Source organism: Colwellia aquaemaris (assembly GCF_057548755.1).
The window spans coordinates 345,184-368,070 of the sequence record NZ_BAAJLV010000001.1 but is presented as its reverse complement, the minus strand read 5'-3'; the positions used below and the strand labels follow the sequence as shown (position 1 = coordinate 368,070).

Below are 22,887 nucleotides of genomic sequence, written 5' to 3'. Positions count from 1 at the left end.
TAAGGTAATGATTATTTCAAATTTAATTCACGAGCATAGAAGCCATGTTTTAGCCCGCGAATTAAACACCATAATTTACTTAACTAATTAAAATACAATTCCGTTTTTAAACTATATTTTTGCTGCCAATTCTGCCGCTTGTCTAATAGCCCGCTTTGCATCCAATTCAGCAGCAACGTTAGCACCACCAATTAAATGCGCTTGTACACCTTTATCTTCAAGTTGCTGATACAAGGTACGTTCAGACTCTTGCCCCGCACAAACAATAACATGATCAACAGGTAAAGTTTGCTGCTTACCATCAATAGTAATGACTAAACCATCGTCATTGACTTCATCGTAGCTAACACCCGCAAGCATTTGTACACCGTTTTTTTGCAGTGTTGCGCGATGTATCCAACCGGTAGTTTTACCTAAACCCGCACCAACTTTTGTGGTTTTACGCTGCAATAAATACACTTCTCTAATTGGCGTTTCTTGAGGTACACTTTTCGCTAAGCCACCGTTTTCTTGATAATCTTTATCGACTCCCCAGTTTTGCAACCATTTTTCGGGGTTGGTGGTTAATGATTGCTCTTCCACTAAAAACTCAGCAACATCAAAGCCTATACCACCGGCACCAATAATTGCCACACGTTTACCAATTGGCGCTTTATCTCGAAGTACTTGCAAGTATGACTTTACTTTTTCATGCTCAATACCGGGAATATTCAACTGACGAGGCGAAATACCGGTTGCTAGCACAATTTCATCAAACCCTTCAGCAATTAACTGCTCGGCGCTTTGTTCCTGATTTAAATGTAAAGCAATTTTGTGTAATTCAATTTGCTTATTAAAATAACGTAGCGTTTCATAAAATTCTTCTTTACCTGGGATTTGTTTAGCGTAGTTAAATTGCCCGCCAATTTCCGAGCCGCGATCAAATATTTCAACTTTATGCCCACGTTGCGCTGCATACACACTAAACGCTAAGCCCGCAGGGCCCGCACCAACAACCGCTATTTTTTTACTACTTGGGGCTTTTGCAAACGTTAATTCAGTTTCATAACATGCGGTTGGGTTAACTAAACAAGAAGCCCTTTGTTGTTTAAAAACATGATCTAAACAAGCCTGATTACAACCAATACAGGTATTAATTTCATCACTTTTGTTAGCAGCCGCTTTTTCAACAAAGTTTTCATCCGCTAAAAATGGTCGTGCCATTGAGACCATATCGGCTTGTCCAGTAGATAAAATATCTTCTGCTACCTCAGGTGTATTAATGCGGTTGGTTGTCACTAGTGGTACCTTAACTTCTTTTTTCATGCGCTCAGTGATCCACGAAAACGCTCCTCGAGGCACTGATGTAGCTATAGTAGGTACACGAGCTTCGTGCCAACCGATACCGGTATTTATCAGTGTCGCGCCGGCCGCTTCAACACCTTTTGCCATAGTGACAACATCTTGCCAGCTATTACCACCTTCAACGAGATCCAACATCGACAAGCGAAAGATAATAATAAACTCATCACCAGCACTAGCACGAACAGCGCGAATAATTTCAGTGGCTAAACGCATTCTATTCTCAATACTGCCGCCCCACTCATCGGTGCGCTTATTTACCTTTACACAGCTAAATTGATTAATTAAATAACCTTCCGATCCCATAATTTCAACACCGTCGTAACCAGCCTTCTTCGCCAACTTGGCAGAATGAGCAAAGTCTTTAATGGTGCCTTTTATTTGTCGAACAGACATAGCCTTTGGCGTAAACGGGTTGATCGGTGATTTTACTTTACTGGCTGAAACGCTAAATGGGTGATAAGAATAACGGCCAGCATGCAGTAACTGTAAACATATTTTAGTTGGGTATTTATGTACCGCCTCGGTAATTTTTTTATGCTTTCCTACCTGCCAAAACTTACTTAATTCGCAACCAAAAGGCGCTAAACGACCACGTGTATTAGGGCTAATTCCACCCGTAACAATTAAACCAACCCCACCTTTTGCCCGAGCTTGATAAAATGCAGCCAATTTATCAAAGCCACCTTTTTCCTCTTCTAAACCAGTGTGCATAGAGCCCATTAAGGTTCTATTGGCTAAGGTAGTAAAGCCTAAGTCTAATGGTGCTAATAAATGTGGAAAGGCAGCATTGTCATTCATATTCAGTCACTTTTTGTTGGTGTTATAAATTATATTTAAAACTAGCTCACAATTTATGGTCGAACCAGTTAGTGTATAAAATATCTGCTACTAAGGTAAAACTCAAGCTTTATTTTGACACCTGTCAGATTGAATTATGACAGTGAAAACTAAAATTCGTTGCTCGATGAATATTTACTTTCCCTGCAATCTCCGTATGCTGCGAGATAAATCTATTACTTAACACCTGTTCGGGAAAGCGCTATTAAAGTCGACAAAAACACTATTATTTCGGAAATAGTCTCACAGCTGCATGGAGAATTAAGTTCAGCATTAATTGCCGCAGATAGCGCTCATAAAGCTGCTACAGATGATCAGTCCGTTGCTGAAACGCAATATGACACCTTAGCCATTGAGCAAAGCTACCTAGCAGAAGGGCAATCAAGGCGAGTAGCAGAAATTCGCCAAGCCATTAAAAGTTTTGAAGGTTTTCAAGTTAGATTATCTGATGAGCAAGAAACGATTGTACTTGGCTCACTTGTGCAATTAGAGCAAGATATTGCCAAACAGCGGTGGTTTTTTATTGCCCCTGCTGCCGGCGGTTATCGTTGTCAAATTGTCGAGCGAGATATCGTGGCAAATATTACGGTTATTACGCCAAAATCACCTATGGGTGAGGCTCTGTTAGGTAAAGAGCGTGATGATGAAGTCAAGCTACTCATTGGCACAAAAGCACATTATGACTTCATCACTGAAATCCAATAGCCTCAGCTTGGCTACGCAATAATTTTAAGCACCTAATTAATTAGCTATTGAGCAGGGCTTTAATGTTTCCTAAATCTGCCGTTTTATCATCAACTTTTAAATAAGCGACGGCTTCGTCATGCATTATAGTTGCTTCAATAACACCGGGCATTTCACTTAGTTTTGCCGCTATCTGTATTGCTTTTTCATCATTATCAATATTGGTTGAAAAGCTGTAAGCTTTAGATTTTTTCAGCGGCTTCATACCTAAGGTTAACAGCAACCAAATAACTGCAAATATGGCCATAACCAAAAATATATATTGCTCACCAAATGCACTAGCAATAAAACCACCAAGAATGCCACCTGCAAAAGCCCCTAAAAATTGACTACTAGAGTAAATTCCCATCACACTGCCTTTCACACCAGCCGGTGCAATGCGAGAAAGAATAGACGGCATGGTAGCTTCTAAATAATTAAAAGCTGTGAAGAACATCATCACGAGTACTACCAGCGACGTGATACTTGTTGGCAAATACCAAAGTAACAAGAGTGCTAATGTTAATAAGGTAACCGCGGCACTAAACATTTGATTTTCTTTTTGCTTTTTAATACCAATAATCATAAAAGGTACCATTAAAAAAAACGAGCCAATCAGTGTTGGTAAATAAAGCTGCCAATGTTGCTCAAGCGCCAAACCACTAGCAACAAACTGTTTTGGTAATGTGACAAAACAAGCGGTTAAGGCCATGTGTAAAATAAACACGCCCCAATTAAGTCGAGATAATTGGCCATCAAATATTAAGCCTTTTAACTTTTCGGGCAGGGCTACGTTGTCGCCTTTAGGTGCACTATTAATAGAGTTAGGCACCACAAATTGAATTGTTATCATGGCGAAAATAGTTAGTATCGCGATAAACCAAAATAACCCACTTAAGCCAAATGCTTGTGCAACAATTGGCCCAATAATCATAGCAACAGTAAACGAAATACCGATAAACATACCAATAGTTGCCATCACTTTCGGCCGTTGTTCTTCGCGACTAAGGTCTGCGGCTAACGCTAATATAGCACTGGCAATCGCCCCCATACCTTGCAAGGCGCGACCAATCACCACACCATAAATAGTTTCAGACATAGCCGCGACAATACTACCTAATAAAAATACCACTAAGCCGGCGAGAATTACTGGTTTTCGGCCAAATTTATCAGAAAGTATACCCATAGGTATTTGTAACAATGCCTGCGTCAAGCCATAGGCACCTATCGCTAAACCAATCCATATTGGGCTATAACCAATAAGCTGTTCACCATAAATAGCAAACACCGGCAAAATCATAAATAGGCCCAACATCCTTAAACCAAAAACGGAGGCGAGTGAAAAGGCTGCCTTTTTTTCAATACTATTTAAACCGGATGCGCTCATGAAACTTATTAACTCTTAAATTGTTTAGAATATTGCTAGGAAAAACTCGCATATCTTAACACGGCCACCGAATGAACAAAAACAGAGATTTAAGGTGAATTCGGTTTAAAAACTGTGCGATAATGCTCGGTTCTAACTTTATGTTCAGGTGAAAATAACCAAAAGCTTATTTCGTTTTATCAGTCACCCTATTTAGTGGCTATTTTATCGTTATTGGTTATTTCAAGTGTTGATATAGCGTAAGGTAATTTGCAATCAGTCTATCCATTTACTGCGGAATTGTTCGCACCTTATTGGTTGGGCGTTAAACTGGTCACATTGTCATTATGAAGAAAATTGAAGTCAGGGGTGCGCGCACTCATAACTTAAAAAATATTAATTTAGATATTCCCCGCGATAAATTAATTGTTATTACAGGTCTTTCTGGGTCGGGCAAATCTTCATTAGCTTTTGATACTTTATATGCAGAAGGACAAAGGCGTTATGTTGAGTCGCTTTCTGCTTACGCTCGCCAATTTTTATCACTAATGGAAAAACCCGATGTCGACCATATTGAAGGCTTATCTCCCGCTATTTCTATTGAACAAAAGTCAACGTCGCATAACCCACGCTCAACCGTAGGTACCATAACCGAAATATACGATTATTTGCGTTTATTATACGCCCGTGTTGGTGAACCTCGTTGTCCTGATCACCATTTACCACTGACAGCACAAACTATTTCGCAGATGGTTGACCGTGTTTTAGCGCTAGAAGAAGGCACAAAAGTGATGGTGCTGGCGCCTGTGTTACAAGACCGCAAAGGTGAACATGTAAAGCTTTTAGATAACCTAGCTGCCCAAGGTTACATTCGCGCCCGTATTGATGGCGAAGTTTGTGATTTATCTGATCCTCCAACATTAGAGTTACATAAAAAACATACTATAGAAGTGGTAGTGGATCGCTTAAAAGTACGCGAAGATATTCAACTACGCTTGTCTGAGTCTTTTGAAACGGCACTGTCGTTAACTTCAGGCACAGTTAAAGTGGCCTTTATGGATGCTCCAGATAAAGAAGAGCTAGTATTTTCTGCAAACTTTGCCTGCCCTAAATGTGGCTATAGTATGCAGGAACTCGAGCCAAGATTATTTTCATTTAATAACCCAGCGGGGGCTTGCCAAACCTGTGACGGTTTAGGTAATCAGCAATATTTCGACCCAAGCCGAGTGATATCGAATCCAGAGTTAAGCCTAGCGGGTGGCGCAATTCGCGGCTGGGATAAAAGAAATTTTTACTATTTCCAAATGCTGCAAGCTTTAGCAGACCATTATCAATTCCAATTAGATTTACCATTTAATGAATTAGACGAAAAAACGCAGCAATTAATTTTACGCGGTAGTGGTAAACAAGAAATTGAATTTAAATACATGAATGATCGTGGCGATATTGTTATTCGCAAGCATCCATTTGAAGGTATTTTAAATAATATGGATCGTCGCTACCGCGAAACTGAATCAAACGCAGTACGAGAAGAATTGGCAAAGTATTTAAATAGCCAACATTGCCCAGATTGTAGTGGTAGCCGTTTGCGCTTAGAAGCTCGTAATGTTTTTATTGATGATACGCCACTGCCAACCGTGGCAGAGTTTGCTATAGCAGACGCATTAGCATTTTTCCAAGGGCTAAGCTTAACGGGCCAGAAAGGTCAAATTGCCGAAAAAATTCTTAAAGAAATTAATGACCGCCTTGGCTTTTTAGTCAACGTTGGTTTGAATTATTTAAATTTGTCCCGAAGTGCTGACACTCTTTCCGGAGGTGAAGCGCAACGTATTCGTTTAGCAAGCCAAATCGGCGCGGGATTAGTTGGGGTTATGTATGTACTCGACGAGCCATCAATTGGTTTGCACCAACGCGATAATGAACGCCTATTAGATACATTGATCCACCTACGAGACTTGGGTAATACCGTCATCGTTGTTGAACATGACGAAGATGCTATTCGCGCTGCCGACCATGTGATAGATATTGGCCCAGGCGCTGGTGTGCACGGCGGCAGTATTATTGCTGAAGGTGACGTTAATGCTATTTTAGAATGTGAACACTCACTAACAGGCAAATACCTGTCTGGTAGAGAGGCGATAGCAATACCTAAAGTAAGAACACCATTTGATAAAAATAATGTTGTTGAGCTAAAAGGCGCAACAGGCAATAACTTAAAAAATGTTGATTTAACAATTCCAAACGGTTTAATGACATGTATTACAGGGGTTTCTGGCTCAGGTAAATCAACCTTAATTAATGATACCTTGTATAAACTTGCTCATATCGAATTAAATGGTGCAACCACACAAGAGCCTGCACCTTATAGAGAAATTATAGGGTTAGATCAGCTAGACAAAGTTATCGATATTGACCAAAGCCCAATTGGCAGAACGCCTCGCTCAAATCCTGCTACTTATACTGGTATTTTTACAGCGGTAAGAGAAATATTTGCCGCCACACAAGAAGCTAGATCTCGCGGTTACAAGCCAGGCCGTTTTAGCTTTAATGTTAAAGGCGGTCGTTGTGAGGCCTGTCAGGGTGATGGCTTAATAAAAGTTGAAATGCACTTTTTACCTGATGTTTACGTGCCATGTGATGTTTGTAAAAGTAAGCGCTATAACCGCGAAACATTAGAAGTAAAGTACAAAGGTAAGAATATTCATGAAGTATTGGATATGACTATCGAAGATGCCTTTGAATTTTTCGCACCTATTCCTGCTGTGAAACGTAAATTACAAACCTTAATGGATGTTGGCTTAAGTTATATTAAGCTTGGGCAGTCAGCCACCACATTATCGGGTGGTGAAGCCCAACGGGTTAAATTATCAAAAGAGCTTTCAAAACGCGATACGGGTAAAACGCTTTATATTCTTGATGAACCAACTACAGGTTTGCACTTTCATGATATCAAACAATTACTGCAAGTAATTCATCGCTTACGTGATCATGGCAATACCATAGTAGTGATTGAGCATAATTTGGATGTAGTGAAAACAGCTGACTGGATTGTTGATTTAGGCCCAGAAGGTGGCTCAGGTGGTGGTGAAATATTAGTAACCGGTACACCGGAGCAAGTGGCAAAACATAAAAGTTCACATACCGCGAGGTTTTTAAAGCCGCTACTTTCTTAAACTTAGCAGTTTAAACTTGATGCCCCAAAGTTAGGGGCATCAAGTTTATTTATAACGCTAATGTTTTAGCTTATTGGCCTGCCCAAACAAACGACATCGCGTCTGCAACCGTAGCTGAACCTTGGTCTCCGTCATGTTCTCGTGTCAAACTAACTTGTATTGACTCTCCTTGAACCGCCGCTACTGTACCGAGTAATACCCATTGCCCGGCCGAGACATTTTGATTTTTAATTACTATTAAGTTATTTGAACCTGCACTTATTTTATACTCTGCTGAACTATCCCGAGTATATTTAGAGCCATCAGATTTAGTGTTTGTCCACCAAGCAAATACGTTGTAATTTCCTGTTTGCTGAACCGGACTACGCCAGCGGGTTACTTCACCTGCTTGATTGGCATATCGCGATTTACTTAAGTTTTTAATAGGGTAATTATCTACAGCATTTGATGGTTCCCAATCATTACTTTCGTAGTAGCCCTTATGGTCACGATCAACCAAAATAGTTTTTGGAGAACAAGGGTAATTAGCCACGCTACCATTACAATAGTAAGTTTTCATAAAGGTTCGAATATTGTCAGCCATATGATCAGCAAATAATGCCCGCTCCGCTGACGAAAACCGAATATTACTACCAAGTTCAAACTGTATCGCATCTATACCAAAAGCATTGTGGCTACCATTAAACTTAATTGTTGTACCACCGCTTAAACTACTTTCAGGGGTTAAATTTGAATTATTTGGTATTTGGCTATTAGTGGGCTGTAAACTGAAACCTTGTTGCGCCAACAGACCAAAAATACCTTGGTTACCCACTATTGCATCCCAACCATACTTTCCAACTAAGTTTTCAACAGCATAACCATTGCGAGTACCACGCAGAATCTTATCTGGATGTTGGGCTTGCCCATGAATATCTAACAGTAAACCTTGGCCGAACTTCTGTTGTATATCGGCAATGAATTCATTAATTTTATTATGATAAGTATCATAGTAAATACGCGCAGTTTCACTTTCAAATGCTTGATGTTCAGGTCGATTAGCATCTATGTATTTACGATGAAAGTCCGCAGCAACAAGATAAGGAACACCACCATATTTTTGCACATACTTTGCTTGTATATCTTTAGCAATACTTTTAGTCCAACTATCCTTAACGATATTAAAATCTTCAATAGCGACACCATTACTATCGACACCTGTACGAATACTGACACTATCAGGCGCCCCACTCCCCCCATGAGGGGCAGTAATTAGCAGAGGGATTGTACCTTTGACAAAATAAACTAAATTGTCACTTTCTGCTGCAACCTTAGATAAAGGCAGAGTCATGAGCATAGCAACAGAAAACATTTTAAACAGTTGTTTTTTATTCATTATTATTCTCCAACGTTATGTATGTTTTTTAATCAAAACACGATAATTTAGTTTTTGCACATAACGATATATTACAAGCACATAGACATTGTCTATGCGTTTACAAAAGCGCCATAAAAATTGATGTCGATTTCTCCCTGCTAAAAAACCTCGAGTTCTAATGCGAGTTAACTGTTGCTATTAAGTTACAAATAATCAAAAGCTCCTACTAGCAACCTATTGTCAGTTAAAGGTATTATGTTGAACAACCTAACCAAAAAAAGACGTATTAAAAATATGCATACAAGTACAAACAGCAGATTTCAAAATCCCTTAATCTATCTACTAGCTTTTAGCAGTGGCTTTTCTATCATGGGTATTGAGTTACTTGGTGGCCGTATCTTAGCGCCGTTTTTTGGTAGCAGCGTTCATATTTGGGGCAGTATCATCACGGTATTTATGCTGAGCTTATCAATTGGCTATTTAATTGGCGGAAAGCTTTCTACTAAGGCTGCGTCATTAAATCGTTATGGCTTAATTTTTATTTTCGCTGGTATCACAGTATTACCGGTTGCCTTTTCGTCGCAAGGCATTATGGAAAGCATATTCTTAGCAATAGAAGATACTCGCTACGGCTCGCTCGTCGCTTCTATGGCGCTATTTTTCATCCCTACGGTTATTCTCGGAATGATTTCTCCTTACTCTGTCCGCCTACTTGTTACTGACAAAAATAAAAGTGGTCAAGTTGCTGGATTTCTTTACTTTGTCTCAACACTCGGTAGTGCTTTAGGTACTATCATTACGTCATTCTATTTAGTACTTTGGTTCGAAGTCAATGATATTATTACTGTTTATAGTGGTGTATTAGTCATGCTTGGTATCAGCGCAATGTTATTTAATCGTTTAGGGCAAAAAAATAGCGTTAAAAGCAACCTACCTCAGCAAGGAACAGCCCATGAATAAAATTATCACCATGACCATTCTCGCTTTGGTTACTAGCCTAACCCTTGCCACCGTTTTTAGTGCACCAACACAAGCTAAAACAATTCATAGCGAACGTTCACTTTACCGTAATATTTTGGTGGAAGAGAAGCGAGGACTACGCTGCCTAAAATTTAATGTCCGAAGTTCAAAAACTCAGCAAAGCTGTATGCTGGTTGATGATCCACAGCGCTTGGTATTTAATTATACCAAAATGCTTTTCTCAAGCTTATTAGTTAACCCTGATCCTGAACGAATTCTTATTATTGGTTTAGGCGGTGGCACTATGTCGAATACCTTACACCAAATTTTCCCCAACGCAGCAATAACCAACGTAGAAATTGACCCTGCGGTCATTAAAGTAGCCAGAGATTATTTTGGTTTTTTTGAAAATGAACAAATAACCTCAGTAGTGCAAGACGGACGCATTTTTGTTAAACGTGCAGCATTAAGAAAGCAAAAATATGATTGGATAATTTTAGACGCATTTAATGGTGACTACATTCCAGAGCATTTACTAACCCGAGAGTTTTTGCAAGAAACCAAACAACTGCTAAGTGATAAAGGCGTGTTATCAGCCAATACTTTTTCGGTTAGTGATTTATATAACTTTGAGTCGGCCACATACAAAGCCGTCTTTGGTGACTTCTTTAACGTCAGAAACAATAAAAACAGTAACCGTATTATTTTAACCAGTATGCAGCCTTTACCAGACGGCAAACTGCTAGCAGATCGCGCTAAGACATTGGCAGAAAAACTATCGGTTTTCGGAGTTGATATAGGCCAAATTACCAGTCAAATGACCTCTACCGCAACATTGCAAGACTGGCCCAACAATACTCGACTTTTAACTGACCAATACTCACCAGCAAACTTATTAAATTTAGATAATTAGCCTATTGGCCAAACATAGTGTCGTTAACACGTATTAGCGACACTAATTTTTCTTTTTTAGACTCAGTTTTTTCTTACCTGTAGAAGCCGAAGAACGCTTGTTCACATCAATACGAGTAAGCTTTCGTTTAGTTAACTTATCCGCTGTAGATTCAATGGTTTGATGTGGGTGCTTAATATCAGTAATAGCAACTTTAGCTGGCTGCTCTTTAACACTTGCCTCAACAAAATCATCATCGGCAGCCGTTTTACGCGATCCTGCAACTGCACTATTAATCTCAGCCATTTCTAACTCTGTTAAGTCTCGCCATTGTCCCGGACCTAGATTGGCAAGTTCAACATTCATAATGCGTGAACGCTTTAATTTAGTAACTTCATAACCTAAATATTCACACATACGGCGAATTTGTCGATTTAGACCTTGGGTTAATATTATGCGAAATACATACTTGCTTTCTGGTCGAACAATACAAGGCTTAGTTATTGTGCCAAGAATCGGCACGCCTTTTGACATTCGCTCAACAAAACGTTCACTTATCGGCTTGTCTACCGTAACAATATATTCTTTGTCATGGGCGTTTTCAGCACGTAAGATCTTATTAACTATATCGCCATCACTAGTTAAAAATATTAAACCTTCCGACGGTTTATCTAAGCGGCCAATAGGAAAGATACGCTTGGTGTGGCCAATGGCATCTATTATATTGCCTTTAACGTGGCGCTCGGTGGTGCAGGTAATGCCAATAGGTTTATTGTAAGCAATATAAATACGGTCGGTATGATTACTTTCACTGGCCTTAATTTCTTTACCATCGACACATACAATATCACCAGGAAGTACCTTAGTACCCAATTCCGGAATCTTGCCATTAATTTTAACGCGATTATTTTCAATCAACTTATCAGCAAATCGACGTGAGCAAAAACCTGAATCACTGATATATTTATTGAGACGTTTTCCGTTATTAGACACCGAATTTCCTAGTTATATGGCAGCAAAGCGCTGTACAAATGAATAAGTTCTATTTTACCGAATATTTATAGCATTGTAGAGTTGTCTTAGAATTTAAATTTTATTCACCGCAATATGACTAAACGTTGTATTGTTGCATTACATACAATAGTTATTTTCTCTTTCTGCTATTTATTACGATAAATTAAAAACATAACATAGTTTCAAGATTTTTAAAGGCAGCAACTATCATGACAAACAATACCAAAATCCTTACATTTGATCAGTTACCTAAAGGCGGCTTTGCTGGGCTGATTGAAAAGCGTTTTGTCATTAATCAACAAGTATTTGGCCGTTCAAATACCATTGCCTTCCCTGGTTTAGGAAACTTTGTTTATCTAGCAGACGCAAACTTTTTGCCCTTTGGCGAAACGCATATGCACAACCACAAAGAAGTTGACGTAATTTCAGTTATTGTCAAAGGAGAACTAGAGCATCATGGTAGTTTAGGCCACGGCGAGCACTTAACCGCTGGCACTGTGCAAGTACAACGAGCAGGTGCCGAAGGGTTTAGTCATAACGAGGTTAATCCAAATAACAGCGAAAACCATATGATACAGCTTTGGGTTTTACCGGATACGCCGGGCAGCAAGGCTGACTATAAAGTATATCAAGCTGCTCCAGGCGAATTACAGCATGTTTATGGTGGCAATACATCCCAAAAAACAAGATTTAACAGTCAAATTTCTATTTCCGTTAGTAATACCTTGGCAGAACAAAAAGTCACAATTGCACAAGAAGCTTTACTGTATTTAAGCGCAGGTAAAGCAGAGGTAAATGGCCAAGAAATCAAGCCCCGAAGCTTAGTGCATTGTAAAAAAGGAATAACCTTCAAGGCATTAACAAAAGGGCAAGCAATATTTATTTATCACACCAATACACAAGACGAGGCATAATTATGAAAGTTATCGCATTTGGCGCCAGTACAAGTCGCAATTCAATCAACAAACAACTTGCAGCTTATGCCGCAAAAGTTTTAGCAAAAAAACAAGTAAACATCGAAATAGAAGTACTTGATTTAAACGACTTTGAATTGCCACTCTTTAGCCAAGACAAAGAGCAAGAGCTTGGCCAGCCTGAAGCTGCAAAGCAATTTTTTAATAAACTAGGTGCAAGTGACGCAATTATTATCTCATTTGCCGAGCACAACGGAAGTTATACTGCCGCCTATAAAAATATTTTTGACTGGGCATCGCGTATTGATCAAAAAGTTTTTCAAGAAAAACCTATGCTTTTGCTCTCGACATCACCCGGACCTGGCGGCGCCGGCAGCGTTCTGGCGGCAGCAACAGGTTCAGCACCGTACTTTGCTGGCGATGTAAAAGCCAGTTTATCCGTTCCAAGTTTTTTTGATAATTTTGATGTTAAAAACCAAGTCTTAAGCAATAACGAGCTTAAGCAACAAATGGCAACAGCCATTGCAAGCTTAATAAATTAAGGCCATTGAAATAACCAAGCAAAGACAGAACTTAGTGTTTTAGTGACAGCAGCAATGGTGAAATCATCATCATTGCTGCTACGTTAATGACAAGCTTAGCGCAACTTGGCCAACTGTTTATCGTGTGAACGAGCTAAAATAAACAATGAAACAATTGCCCCTAATAGCGCAATACCCATGTCAGATTGAGTATCCCAAACATAACCTTGAGTCCCTAAAAACGCTTCTGCATCTTCACCACTTGCCAATGCTACCCACCATTCAATAAGTTCATAAAAGGCACTAAAAGCTAAACAAACTGAAACTGTCATAGCATTGCGCCAATACGTACCGTTGATAACCTCACGCCTGATAAATATTTCACGTGCTAGCAGTGCAGGTACAAAACCTTGAAAAAAATGACCAACTTTATCGTAATTGTTACGCTCTGACCCCATCCAATGGGCAATTGAGTCAAACAACGGTACTTCAGCATAGGTATAATGGCCACCAATCATTAGTACAATACAGTGTAATAAAATGAAAAAATTTAATAGTGGCGTCAATGGGAATCGCTTAATAGTATAGGCCATTAATACAACACCAATTAGGGCAGGCAAAACCTCTAGAAACCACGTGAATTGGCCTTTCGGGTTTATAGCTGACCAAAGAAATACTGCAATAAAAACCACTAACCACAATGCTTTTAACATCAGATATAACCTATAATTGTTTTGCTTTTATACTCTGTTAAACAGAAAACGGAATTTTCAATGAAAACGCGTAGGGTGACTCACCATAGCAGCGCAAGTGCTCTAAACGAACAATACCATCGTCAACACTTGGGAGCTCGCCATCTTCAACCCACCACAATACATAATTCGCTTGTTTCATGGGGACAAACCATTGCTGTTTATTGCGCATAAACTCTCGATGATCTGTTTTAAACATAAAAGCTTTTAACGCTGCAATCGACGACCAAATTGACATATTCACGATGATATTAGGATCGCTAAATGCTTGAATGTTTGTTGCATTATTGCCATCACCTTTGAGTCGCCAAATAAAGCCTTCACTTGCGTCTGCAATAGCATTTACACGGTCAAGGTTATCAACAAACTCTTTCATTTCTGGTGCATCAAGCGAGTATTTTGCTTGGGCAATATTTAACTGGGCTAGTTGCATTCTTCATCCTTGTAAACACAGCAATTTTCTTCATATCTTCAATTTACACTAACTCGACTTTATAGCCAACACTATATACAGATTGGATAATTTCACTGTCAGACCTTAATACATTTATCTTTTTTCGTAATTTCTTCACATGACTATCAATGGTTCGTTCACTAACCACACGATGATCCTGATAAACTAAATCAATAAGTTGTGCGCGCGAATAAATCCTTCCGGGATCTCTAGCTAACACCTTTAGTAAATTAAATTCGATAGCGGTTAACTCAACTGATTGCCCATAAACTGTAGCTAAATGCCTACTTTCATCTAACTCAATCACCGCATGCTTGGGTGTTTGCTGGTTGCGGTGACTTCGACGCAGCACGGTTTTCACCCTAGCAACGACTTCTCTGGGTGAAAAGGGCTTACAGATATAATCGTCGGCACCAAGTTCTAACCCTAACAAACGATCAATCTCTTCAACTCGCGCGGTGATCATAATAATAGGAATATCAGAAAATGCTCTGATCTCTTTACATAGCGTTAAACCATCTTTAACGGGTAGCATCAAATCCAATAAAACCATATCAAAATTATTGGCTTTTATTGCAGCAACAACGGAGCTGCCATCATGTAGCATTTCCGTATGATACTGAGCCTGAAGCAAGTAATCTGACAATAGTTTCGCTATTTTAACTTCGTCTTCTACCACTAAAACATTTGTCATAAGGTTTCCTAAAGCTAGGTTAATACGAATACCTAACAGGTAGGCAAGGTAATTTTTATCATCAAGCCACCTAATTGCGTAGGATGAGCAGAAATTTCACCTTGGTGAGCATGCACTATATTCTTACACAAAGCTAAACCAATACCACTGCCACCAGTTGTGCGGTTTCGGGAATTTTCAACCCGAAACAAGTGCTCAAATAGTTTATCTAAGTCAGCCTCATTTACCCCTGGCTCACTATCTTCGATATAAATAAGAACTTGGCTTTTTTCTTCTTTAACTCGCAAAGCAACCTTTCCTGGAGCATCAGTATATTTGCTGGAATTTGAAAATAAATTATCTAAAAGTTGATTAAGCCTTGTTGCATCTGCCCAGCAATTAATTTTCTGCTTAGGCAAGTTAACCGACAATTCAATCCCTTTACTTTGTAAAAGTTCACGGTGCCTGTCGCTATTCGTACTAATTAATTGGTTGATATCTATTACTGATTTTTGATAACGCATAGCACCAATTTCAGCTTGATTTAATTCGTTCAAGTCACTTATGAGGCGCTGTAAATGATTTACTTCATCCGCAATGCTACTAATGCTTTCAAGATTCAATGGCCGAATACCATCTTCCATTGCTTCTATTTCACCTTTAATAATTGCCAACGGCGTTCTTAATTCATGAGCAATATCCGCCAGCCAACGCTTTCTAGATATTTCGTTTTGTTCCAGCGTTGCCGCTAAGTCATTAAAATTTCGACCAAGTGTGGCAAGTTCATCACTACCCGTTATCGGTAAACGCGTTGCCAACTCTCCAGAGTTAACACTAATAACCGCCTGTTTTAACTTAGTTATTGGTCTAACGAAGTGACGAGAAAGCGGGATAGTTATAATAATAATAATGATAAAAACAACCATTAAAACTACTGTCAAATATTGATTAATTTCATCAACAAATTGTAAATCAAACTTATTGGTAAGCTGTTCTGTAGGTGGTATGGCAACGTAACCAACAACTTTATTATTAACAACTATATCTTTTTTAACAAACCTTGGCGTATATCGGCCAATCAACAGCTCACTGTTTTCATTAAGTAGACTGTACTTCACTCGTGAAGGAATCGCAGGGCCATTTGCTGGCGCACGTTTGCCATCTTGTCTTGGTCGTTTATTTCTCAACCTTTTATCGACTAAATTTTTTGTTCTATCTTGTTGAGAATACCGGCTCTCAAACTCGTCACTTTCAGCTAAGCTCTGCCGACGGCTATTAACAAACTTAAGTTCCGCTAAGTCATCTGGATAATCCAAGCCTTGTTCAGACAAACGAACGATATTCCGCCAATATTCAACTCCAGTATAATGACGCTGACGTTCACTAAAATTGTTTTTATGACGCCTATTAGGTGAATGTCTAGGTTCGAACCTCTCGGGCCTAGCTCTAGGATGATTTATTGTTGAGAATGTATTTCGTTCATGCGGCGGAGCACTTGACGCGATCACTTTCTGCCAGTTTCCATGCTCTTGATAAACTGCAGATAAATTTTTAGAGATTAGCTGTAAACCCTGCATTTGCCGTTGGTTTACGTAATTGAGCATGCCTCGATCGAGGCCCCACTGTAATAATGCATACAAAAGCAAAAGTAGTATTAAACTAGTCAATATGAGTACTAGTAGCAGCTTTGGGAATATACGCATTTTATTGATAACTATGGCTTGTTAAATAAACAGTTATACTGTTTATTTAAGTAAATGTCTTTTTTTGTCGATAGCTTGCACATTTTTTCCTTAATTCTTACATTTTGCTTCCTTAATCATTGAATAAACTTTCTATAACACCTGTTAATGCCGTCCGGAGTTTATAGAAATGTTAGTTAATATTTACATAGATAACTGTAAAGTAAGATTTTTCATGATATGGGTAACCTGTAGCATACTTGGTGCTTGTGGCGGTTCAGATGGCACTGAAACACCTGTCATAGATGAACCAATAGTCATAGCTCCCGCACCTGTAGAGACAACACCTACAACACCGATAATTACCGAGCCAGCAGAACTTGATCAAACATTAACGAATATCATAATTGATAACGACCTTGCGGTTTCACCACTTGCAAATCGTATTGTTGCCAATATCGATTCCCCTTTAGCTAAATTAGGCAGAAAACTATTTTTCAGTAAAAGTTTAAGTGGCGTACAAGACACCGCATGTGCAAGTTGCCATCACCCTATGCTAGCCGGAGCAGACGAGTTAAGCCTGCCTATTGGAGTTGAAGCAATCGATAGTAATGTCTTAGGGCAAGGTCGTGTTAATAACCTTGGCACGCCACTCGTACCAAGAAATAGCCCCACAATCTTCAATGTCGCACTATGGGATAGTGGTTTATTTTGGGATTCACGAATTGAAAGCATTAACAAAGAGCCGGGCGCGAATGGCGCTTTATCAGCAATTAGTACGCCAGATAGTGGTTTTGGTATCGCCGATGTAAATGCCGGCGCGAACTTAGTCGCGGCACAAGCAAAATTTCCGGTAACATCTGTCGATGAAATGAAAACATCAGCTTTTGAAGAGGGTAGCTCAAACGATAATATTCGGCACCACCTAGCAGCTCGAATTGGAGATTTTGGTGTCGGTAGCAACGAACTATCACTAAATCTGTGGCTAGAAGAATTTCAACTTGCATTTAACTCTAGCAACAATGCTGAGCAACTTATTACCTTTGAAAACATCGCTCATGCCATTGCTGAATACCAACGTTCAATGATTTTTATAGATTCACCATGGCAAAACTATCTTCAGGGTGACTTAACCGCATTAACCGAACAGCAAAAGCAAGGTGCGTTATTGTTCTTTCAAGCACCAGAGGATAACGGCGCTGGGTGTTCTGCATGCCATAATGGTCCGTTATTAAGTGATGAAATGCATCACACCGTAGCGTTCCCTCAAATAGGCACAGGCAAAGGTGCTGGCACTAACAGTGATGATGATATAGGTCGTGGGGCAATCACTCAATCAACAGCAGATAACTATCACTTTAGAACACCAAGCTTACTTAATATTGCCCAAACAGCGCCTTATGGCCATAGCGGTGCTTACGCCACGCTAACTCGAGTAGTACGACATTATAATAACCCTCAGCGCAGTGCGATCGACTATGCTAATAATCAAGATTGGTGTCAGCTTGGGCAATTTCGTAATATTAGCAACTGCCAACTTTTGTACCCAAATGCCAGTGAAAATTCTCAAGCGGCGGCCAATAAGCTTAATCGTGAACGTATGGCGGGAACATCGCGCCTTCCACAAATTAACCTAAGTGATCAGCAAGTAGAGCAGTTGGTCGCATTTTTAGAAAGCTTAACAGATCCATGTATTGAAGATAGAGCTTGTATGGCGCCTTGGATTGCCGACGCTGTAACAGACAACCCTGATGGCAATGTGCTTATCGCCATTGATATAAACGGGCGGACACTTTAAATATTATAAATCACGGAATAAATTATAAAGCCACCAAAAAACAGTGAACAAACACCTAAATAGCGAAACATCGAATTAAATTTCGTCGCCGACCAAAGCGCAAACTTTCGATGTTTCACTTCACCAATAACCACTAAAAATATCGACGTAAACCCCATCAAAAAGCCAAACAGGCTATTGATCAGTTCAGCATTTGTTTCCTCTGCATAGTGAATAAAAATGACCGCAAACAATAGCCGGCTGATTATTTCGATACTATGGAAGTATTTAAGCTGACTAAACGCAATAATTGCCTTAGCAAAACCGTCAGGCGCCTTTATCATATGCACACTTATTAGCATCATTAATAGGCCAAATAAAGCAATCAAGAACATAAAGTTTACTAATCTTCAGTCATCCAAAAAAAAGTTACTGCTAAGCGCTTATCTCTTTTATCTTTTCCAAAATATCCACTCGCACTATGTGCCAAGTTTCCTTTAAATAATATCAATCGATTAAATTTATTTTCAATCGTTATATCTTCATACCATGCACTCGGAGGTAAACTTGTCGTATTTAACGCATCAACCAAATTATCGTATGGTGCTACTACTTTATTACCTCCTGCCGCTCCATTGCTATATTTTAGGCGATAAAAGCTCGTACCAGAATGTGGTTTGGGGTATTGACTTAAATATAATACAGCACCATATCTACATAACTTTCTATTATCAACATGAGGCCTAGCCGAGCCTTCATCTTCGCCAACTAAGATGGCCGTATTGGAATCAACAATAACACTATCTGACTCTGCGACCCAAAACTCAGATTTGTTAATTTGTGCTTTTGCCCAATCCTCAACGAGTTTCAAGTCCTTTTTATTCAAAGCATTTTTAGAGCGCATGCCCGGCCAAAGTTCATTAGTATATGGCTTACCTAATTTCCACTTCTTTTTGTTAAAACACTTATTTGCTATTTCATTAGCCTTCTTTGTAGGAAAAAAATCATCTTTAATCCAATAGTTTACCCCTAACTCAGGCTTTTCATACGGAATAGTTGGCGAATTATATGGAACATCTGGTAGCTCCATTTGATTATTATACTTATCATGCATACAAATTAAATTTACATCCGATTTAGTTCTGAACTAATTACTTGTCAGTATTTATTCGTTATTTAAAATAACTCACGTAAAATAGGCACCTTTAGGTGGTGCGCCAAATAAACTCATCGCCGCTTGCATCTCCTCTTGTGGATAATTGGTAATCGCTTGTTGATGGCATTCAATATTACGCCAGCGCTCGATAACCATAAACTGATTTGTATGCTCTTGATGTGTTAATAGTTCACATGACAAGCATCCATCAGCACCGCTAATATAAGGGACTAAGCTTTCTAAAAATGAAAAAAGCTCGGCAGTTTTTCCATCTGCAGCAGTAAATTCATTTACTCGTACAATTGTCATAACAGCTCCTACATTGGCTTTTACATATTATAATAAATTATGTTCTTGATTAATGTCGTGTTGCAATTGTTCTAATGCGTCTGTGATAGCCAAAAACTTTTGACCAAACTCAGTCACAAAGTACTCTACTCGTGGTGGTAATTCGTTATAACTAACCCGCTTTAAAATGCCAAACTCAACGTTTTTCTTCAAGCAGCCATTTAGCACTTTAGTGGTTAAGCCATCGACATTACGTACCATTTCACCAGGCCTTTTTATACCACTTGCTAACAATTGATAAACCGTCAATGACCATTTACAACCATAAATTGTTTCCACCATTCGAGCACTATCAATTGGCGGTAATTTTTGTGAAATTAAATTTTCATTATTATTCATAAAGATGTACCAAAAAGTACCTACCCCACTAAATTGTACCTACTTTTCAACAAGCTAATGAAGTCGATAAGCTGAGTCTACTTTAGCAAGTGTAGACAACTATTTGGAGAAAAATATGAGTGATACAAGTAAGAAATTAGCCTTAATCATTGGAGGATCAAGTGGTATGGGCTTAGCCACGGCAAAACAGCTGGCAGAAAATGGCAGCAACTTAATTATTGTTGGCCGCGATGAAGAAAAACTAGCACACGTAAAAGAGCAACTGTTACCACTAACTCAGGTTGATACCTTAGCAGTGGATTTATATAACTCAAAGCAAATTAATCAATTAAATCAATATATTGAACAGCTACCAAAACACATTAACTATTTAGTAAATGCCGCAGGCTATTTTAAGCCAACCAGCTTTATCGAGCACGACAATGCAATATATGATCAATATATGGAGCTAAATCGTGCAACATTTTTTATTTCACAAGCAGTTGCAAAGAATATGATTGCTAACAATGGCGGGGCAATTGTTAATATTGGCTCGATGTGGGCACAACAAGCAGTAAAGGCAACGCCATCTTCAGCGTATTCTATGGCGAAAGCAGGCTTACATGCGCTTACTCAACATATGGCGATGGAACTTGCACAATACAATATACGGGTAAATGCTGTAGCGCCTGCTGTCGTTAAAACGCCAATTTACGGCTCTTTTATCGCAAACGATGAATTAGACTCAGCCTTAGCTGGGTTTAATGAATTTCACCCTATTGGTCGAATAGGCACGGCTGAAGATATAGCCAACAGCATCAGCTTTTTACTTAGCGAAAAAGCATCTTGGGTAACCGGCGCTATTTGGGATCACGATGGCGGCGTTATGGCAGGTAGAAACTAACTTTTACACGCTAGCATATCTGGTTGACTGAGATATTTCGGGGAAATGTGGAGTATCTCAATCTATTTAAACGCTTGTTGGAAATAACGCCGAAAAATAGTTGATTCTTTAGGATTGATAAAAGCTAAATGTATATTTAACAACTCGCCAGAATGATTTAATTTAATTAGCTGCTGATTTATTCGTGCAATAAATTTATTAGTTTCAACATTATCCGTGCACATTAAGTGCCCTAAGGTATATGGAGAAATTGTTGCCACCTCATAGGAGCGAAAATTTATCTCATTTGAATAATCATATACTTGTTGAGGGTAAAGCAAGGCAAATTCAGCCCTTCCCTTAGCAAACATATTAATTAAACCCGTTTCATGCTCACTACTGAATCGTTCTATTTTATTTTTATCCGCTAAATTTGCAATTTGCTTATCAAGATTGTCACCGTAAGAGATATGCCCTGAAACAATAACCTGTGACTCAGGTTTAGCATTGAATACATCTACTAACGTCACCGACGTATCAATGCCAAGCGCAGGTTTAACAATTGGCGTAAAAGAAGCATTTTGGTATAAACGTCGGCTTAAAAACAAGTTTATTGGTTGGCTAAAAACATACTTGCTAAGTCGCTGCTGAGTTTTTATTTTATTAACAATACAAATATTTTCACCTTTATCCATCAAGGCTAGCGAACGTTTAGTATTCATATATTCAAACTGAATAATTCCACGCTCATTCTGTAAAGTAGATAGGTTTGTGGCGGCACTCAAACTTGCTTTTTTGTTATTGCTTTCAAGATTAGCTAAATCATTAATATTATCGGTATGAATAAAAATAGTATCCGCACTAGCTGGTGCGGTTAATCCTAAAGTAAAAATTAATGAAACGATGCTTAGATTATTAAACATAAAATTTATGTCACGCGACAAAGCCTGTAATAAGTATAGTTATGTGAGGATAATAAAGAAATGATCTTTATGTATTGCGCTAATTACCTATAAATTAACCTTAGAACAACGCCCTTTTTTACTAAAAAGTTAAGTACCTGACAAAACTTTACGCACTTATTTGAACTAGAGCGCAATATTAACAAAGGCTTGTATTATAAAGGCGTAGGCTTGGTTGTACAGGCAATTGCAATTAAGGCTCAATCATAAAAAATAGCTTTCTTTTATTTGCAAAGACACTAGGTTTATTCTTAGGGATAAACTTTTACAGGAATAATTTTACTATGGCCGGAAAAATAATCATCTTAAATGGCACTTCAAGCTCAGGAAAAACAACCCTAGCGAGAGAGTTGCAAACACAATATGCAGACGCTTACCTGCTATGTTCTCTTGATGCTTTTTGGGATATGACGCCTTACAAAATACCCGCAGGCTCAATTAATTTTCCAAAAATGAAACTAGCGATGGCTAAATCAGTAAAGGCTTTAGCAGAGACAGAGCATAACGTGATTGTCGATATTGTATTTTGTGGCAAGAAAACCTATAACGAATTTTCTAGTACTTTAGCTGGCTTTCAGGTTAGCTTTATTAAAGTCGACTGCCCGTTATATGAATTAGAGGAACGCGAACTAGCAAGAGGAGATCGCCCCCACGGTTTGGCACAATCGCAACTAAAAAGTACCCATGACGGTGTCACTTATGACTTAACTCTAGATACTGCGGCAAACTCTCCGCAGCAATGCGCTGAAATCATAATAAAATCTTTGGCCTAATACACTAC

The 22,887-nt window shown here is 38.9% G+C and carries 22 protein-coding genes; 9 read left to right on the top strand and 13 right to left on the bottom strand.

Annotation, left to right across the window (positions count from 1 at the left end; genetic code table 11):
• Positions 1–111 precede the first annotated feature (111 nt).
• Complete coding sequence (locus AC27HL_RS01660) at positions 112–2,142, bottom strand: oxidoreductase (RefSeq protein ID WP_487078538.1); 2,031 nt, start codon at positions 2,140–2,142, stop codon at positions 112–114.
• A gap of 519 nt (positions 2,143–2,661) precedes the next feature.
• Between AC27HL_RS01660 and AC27HL_RS01655 the strand changes: the two genes are divergently transcribed.
• Positions 2,662–2,886 carry a hypothetical protein gene (locus AC27HL_RS01655; protein WP_487078536.1) on the top strand — a complete coding sequence of 75 codons (225 nt, stop codon included), beginning with the start codon at positions 2,662–2,664 and terminating at the stop codon, positions 2,884–2,886.
• Between the two features lie 40 nt (positions 2,887–2,926).
• Here AC27HL_RS01655 and AC27HL_RS01650 read toward each other — a convergent pair whose 3' ends face one another.
• Positions 2,927–4,291, bottom strand: a complete 1,365-nt coding sequence (locus tag AC27HL_RS01650) for an MFS transporter (protein WP_487078534.1) — start codon at positions 4,289–4,291, stop codon at positions 2,927–2,929.
• Between the two features lie 326 nt (positions 4,292–4,617).
• On the opposite strand from AC27HL_RS01650, the gene uvrA reads away from it, so the two are divergent.
• Positions 4,618–7,443: an excinuclease ABC subunit UvrA gene (uvrA, locus tag AC27HL_RS01645; protein WP_487078532.1), complete on the top strand. Its 2,826-nt coding sequence runs from the start codon at positions 4,618–4,620 to the stop codon at positions 7,441–7,443.
• A 70-nt stretch (positions 7,444–7,513) separates the two neighbouring features.
• On the opposite strand, the gene AC27HL_RS01640 is transcribed toward uvrA, so the two are convergent.
• Positions 7,514–8,818, bottom strand: coding sequence for a golvesin C-terminal-like domain-containing protein (locus tag AC27HL_RS01640; RefSeq protein ID WP_487078530.1), 1,305 nt, complete (start codon positions 8,816–8,818; stop codon positions 7,514–7,516).
• 276 nt (positions 8,819–9,094) lie between these two features.
• Between AC27HL_RS01640 and AC27HL_RS01635 the strand changes: the two genes are divergently transcribed.
• A complete protein-coding gene (locus tag AC27HL_RS01635; RefSeq protein WP_487078528.1) occupies positions 9,095–9,760 on the top strand; it encodes a fused MFS/spermidine synthase in 666 nt (221 codons plus the stop codon).
• 10 nt (positions 9,761–9,770) lie between these two features.
• Positions 9,771–10,673: a spermidine synthase gene (locus AC27HL_RS01630; RefSeq protein ID WP_487079865.1), complete on the top strand. Its 903-nt coding sequence runs from the start codon at positions 9,771–9,773 to the stop codon at positions 10,671–10,673.
• Between the two features lie 42 nt (positions 10,674–10,715).
• Here AC27HL_RS01630 and rluF read toward each other — a convergent pair whose 3' ends face one another.
• Positions 10,716–11,645, bottom strand: coding sequence for a 23S rRNA pseudouridine(2604) synthase RluF (gene rluF / locus AC27HL_RS01625; RefSeq protein ID WP_487078526.1), 930 nt, complete (start codon positions 11,643–11,645; stop codon positions 10,716–10,718).
• A 230-nt stretch (positions 11,646–11,875) separates the two neighbouring features.
• On the opposite strand from rluF, the gene AC27HL_RS01620 reads away from it, so the two are divergent.
• Both AC27HL_RS01620 and AC27HL_RS01615 read left to right on the top strand, forming a co-directional pair.
• Complete coding sequence (locus AC27HL_RS01620; RefSeq protein WP_487078525.1) at positions 11,876–12,580, top strand: pirin family protein; 705 nt, start codon at positions 11,876–11,878, stop codon at positions 12,578–12,580.
• Positions 12,581–12,582: 2 nt separating this feature from the next.
• A complete protein-coding gene (locus AC27HL_RS01615; protein ID WP_487078523.1) occupies positions 12,583–13,122 on the top strand; it encodes an NADPH-dependent FMN reductase in 540 nt (179 codons plus the stop codon).
• A gap of 95 nt (positions 13,123–13,217) precedes the next feature.
• Here the strand turns inward: AC27HL_RS01615 and AC27HL_RS01610 are convergent, their stop codons facing one another.
• The 4 genes from AC27HL_RS01610 to AC27HL_RS01595 are packed head-to-tail and all read right to left on the bottom strand — an operon-like array spanning position 13,218 to position 16,584.
• Positions 13,218–13,814, bottom strand: a complete 597-nt coding sequence (locus AC27HL_RS01610; protein WP_487078522.1) for a DUF2238 domain-containing protein — start codon at positions 13,812–13,814, stop codon at positions 13,218–13,220.
• 37 nt (positions 13,815–13,851) lie between these two features.
• Positions 13,852–14,286, bottom strand: coding sequence for a DUF3291 domain-containing protein (locus AC27HL_RS01605; protein ID WP_487078520.1), 435 nt, complete (start codon positions 14,284–14,286; stop codon positions 13,852–13,854).
• 43 nt (positions 14,287–14,329) lie between these two features.
• Positions 14,330–15,001, bottom strand: coding sequence for a response regulator (locus tag AC27HL_RS01600; protein WP_487078518.1), 672 nt, complete (start codon positions 14,999–15,001; stop codon positions 14,330–14,332).
• A 32-nt stretch (positions 15,002–15,033) separates the two neighbouring features.
• Entirely contained in the window at positions 15,034–16,584 is a 1,551-nt protein-coding gene (locus AC27HL_RS01595) for an ATP-binding protein (protein ID WP_487078516.1), read from the bottom strand.
• Positions 16,585–16,852: 268 nt separating this feature from the next.
• Between AC27HL_RS01595 and AC27HL_RS01590 the strand changes: the two genes are divergently transcribed.
• Complete coding sequence (locus tag AC27HL_RS01590) at positions 16,853–18,460, top strand: cytochrome-c peroxidase (RefSeq protein WP_487078515.1); 1,608 nt, start codon at positions 16,853–16,855, stop codon at positions 18,458–18,460.
• On the opposite strand, the gene AC27HL_RS01585 is transcribed toward AC27HL_RS01590, so the two are convergent.
• The 4 genes from AC27HL_RS01585 to AC27HL_RS01570 all read right to left on the bottom strand — a co-directional run bounded on the left by AC27HL_RS01585 (position 18,457) and on the right by AC27HL_RS01570 (position 20,282).
• Positions 18,457–18,804 carry a hypothetical protein gene (locus AC27HL_RS01585; RefSeq protein WP_487078513.1) on the bottom strand — a complete coding sequence of 116 codons (348 nt, stop codon included), beginning with the start codon at positions 18,802–18,804 and terminating at the stop codon, positions 18,457–18,459. The genes AC27HL_RS01590 and AC27HL_RS01585 overlap by 4 nt on opposite strands.
• Positions 18,805–18,842: 38 nt before the next feature.
• The gene (locus AC27HL_RS01580; RefSeq protein ID WP_487078511.1) at positions 18,843–19,529 is read right to left on the bottom strand and encodes a DUF6445 family protein; all 687 of its coding nucleotides are present in this window, start codon (positions 19,527–19,529) and stop codon (positions 18,843–18,845) included.
• Positions 19,530–19,625: 96 nt separating this feature from the next.
• On the bottom strand, positions 19,626–19,904 hold the full coding sequence (locus AC27HL_RS01575) for a putative quinol monooxygenase (protein ID WP_487078510.1): 279 nt from the start codon (positions 19,902–19,904) through the stop codon (positions 19,626–19,628).
• A gap of 27 nt (positions 19,905–19,931) precedes the next feature.
• Complete coding sequence (locus tag AC27HL_RS01570; RefSeq protein ID WP_487078508.1) at positions 19,932–20,282, bottom strand: winged helix-turn-helix transcriptional regulator; 351 nt, start codon at positions 20,280–20,282, stop codon at positions 19,932–19,934.
• Between the two features lie 115 nt (positions 20,283–20,397).
• Between AC27HL_RS01570 and AC27HL_RS01565 the strand changes: the two genes are divergently transcribed.
• Positions 20,398–21,165 (top strand): SDR family NAD(P)-dependent oxidoreductase, encoded by a 768-nt coding sequence (locus AC27HL_RS01565; protein ID WP_487078506.1) that lies wholly within the window; start codon positions 20,398–20,400, stop codon positions 21,163–21,165.
• Between the two features lie 62 nt (positions 21,166–21,227).
• On the opposite strand, the gene AC27HL_RS01560 is transcribed toward AC27HL_RS01565, so the two are convergent.
• Positions 21,228–22,067 carry a hypothetical protein gene (locus tag AC27HL_RS01560; RefSeq protein ID WP_487078504.1) on the bottom strand — a complete coding sequence of 280 codons (840 nt, stop codon included), beginning with the start codon at positions 22,065–22,067 and terminating at the stop codon, positions 21,228–21,230.
• A 323-nt stretch (positions 22,068–22,390) separates the two neighbouring features.
• On the opposite strand from AC27HL_RS01560, the gene AC27HL_RS01555 reads away from it, so the two are divergent.
• Positions 22,391–22,879, top strand: coding sequence for a chloramphenicol phosphotransferase CPT family protein (locus AC27HL_RS01555; protein WP_487078502.1), 489 nt, complete (start codon positions 22,391–22,393; stop codon positions 22,877–22,879).
• Positions 22,880–22,887 lie beyond the last annotated feature (8 nt).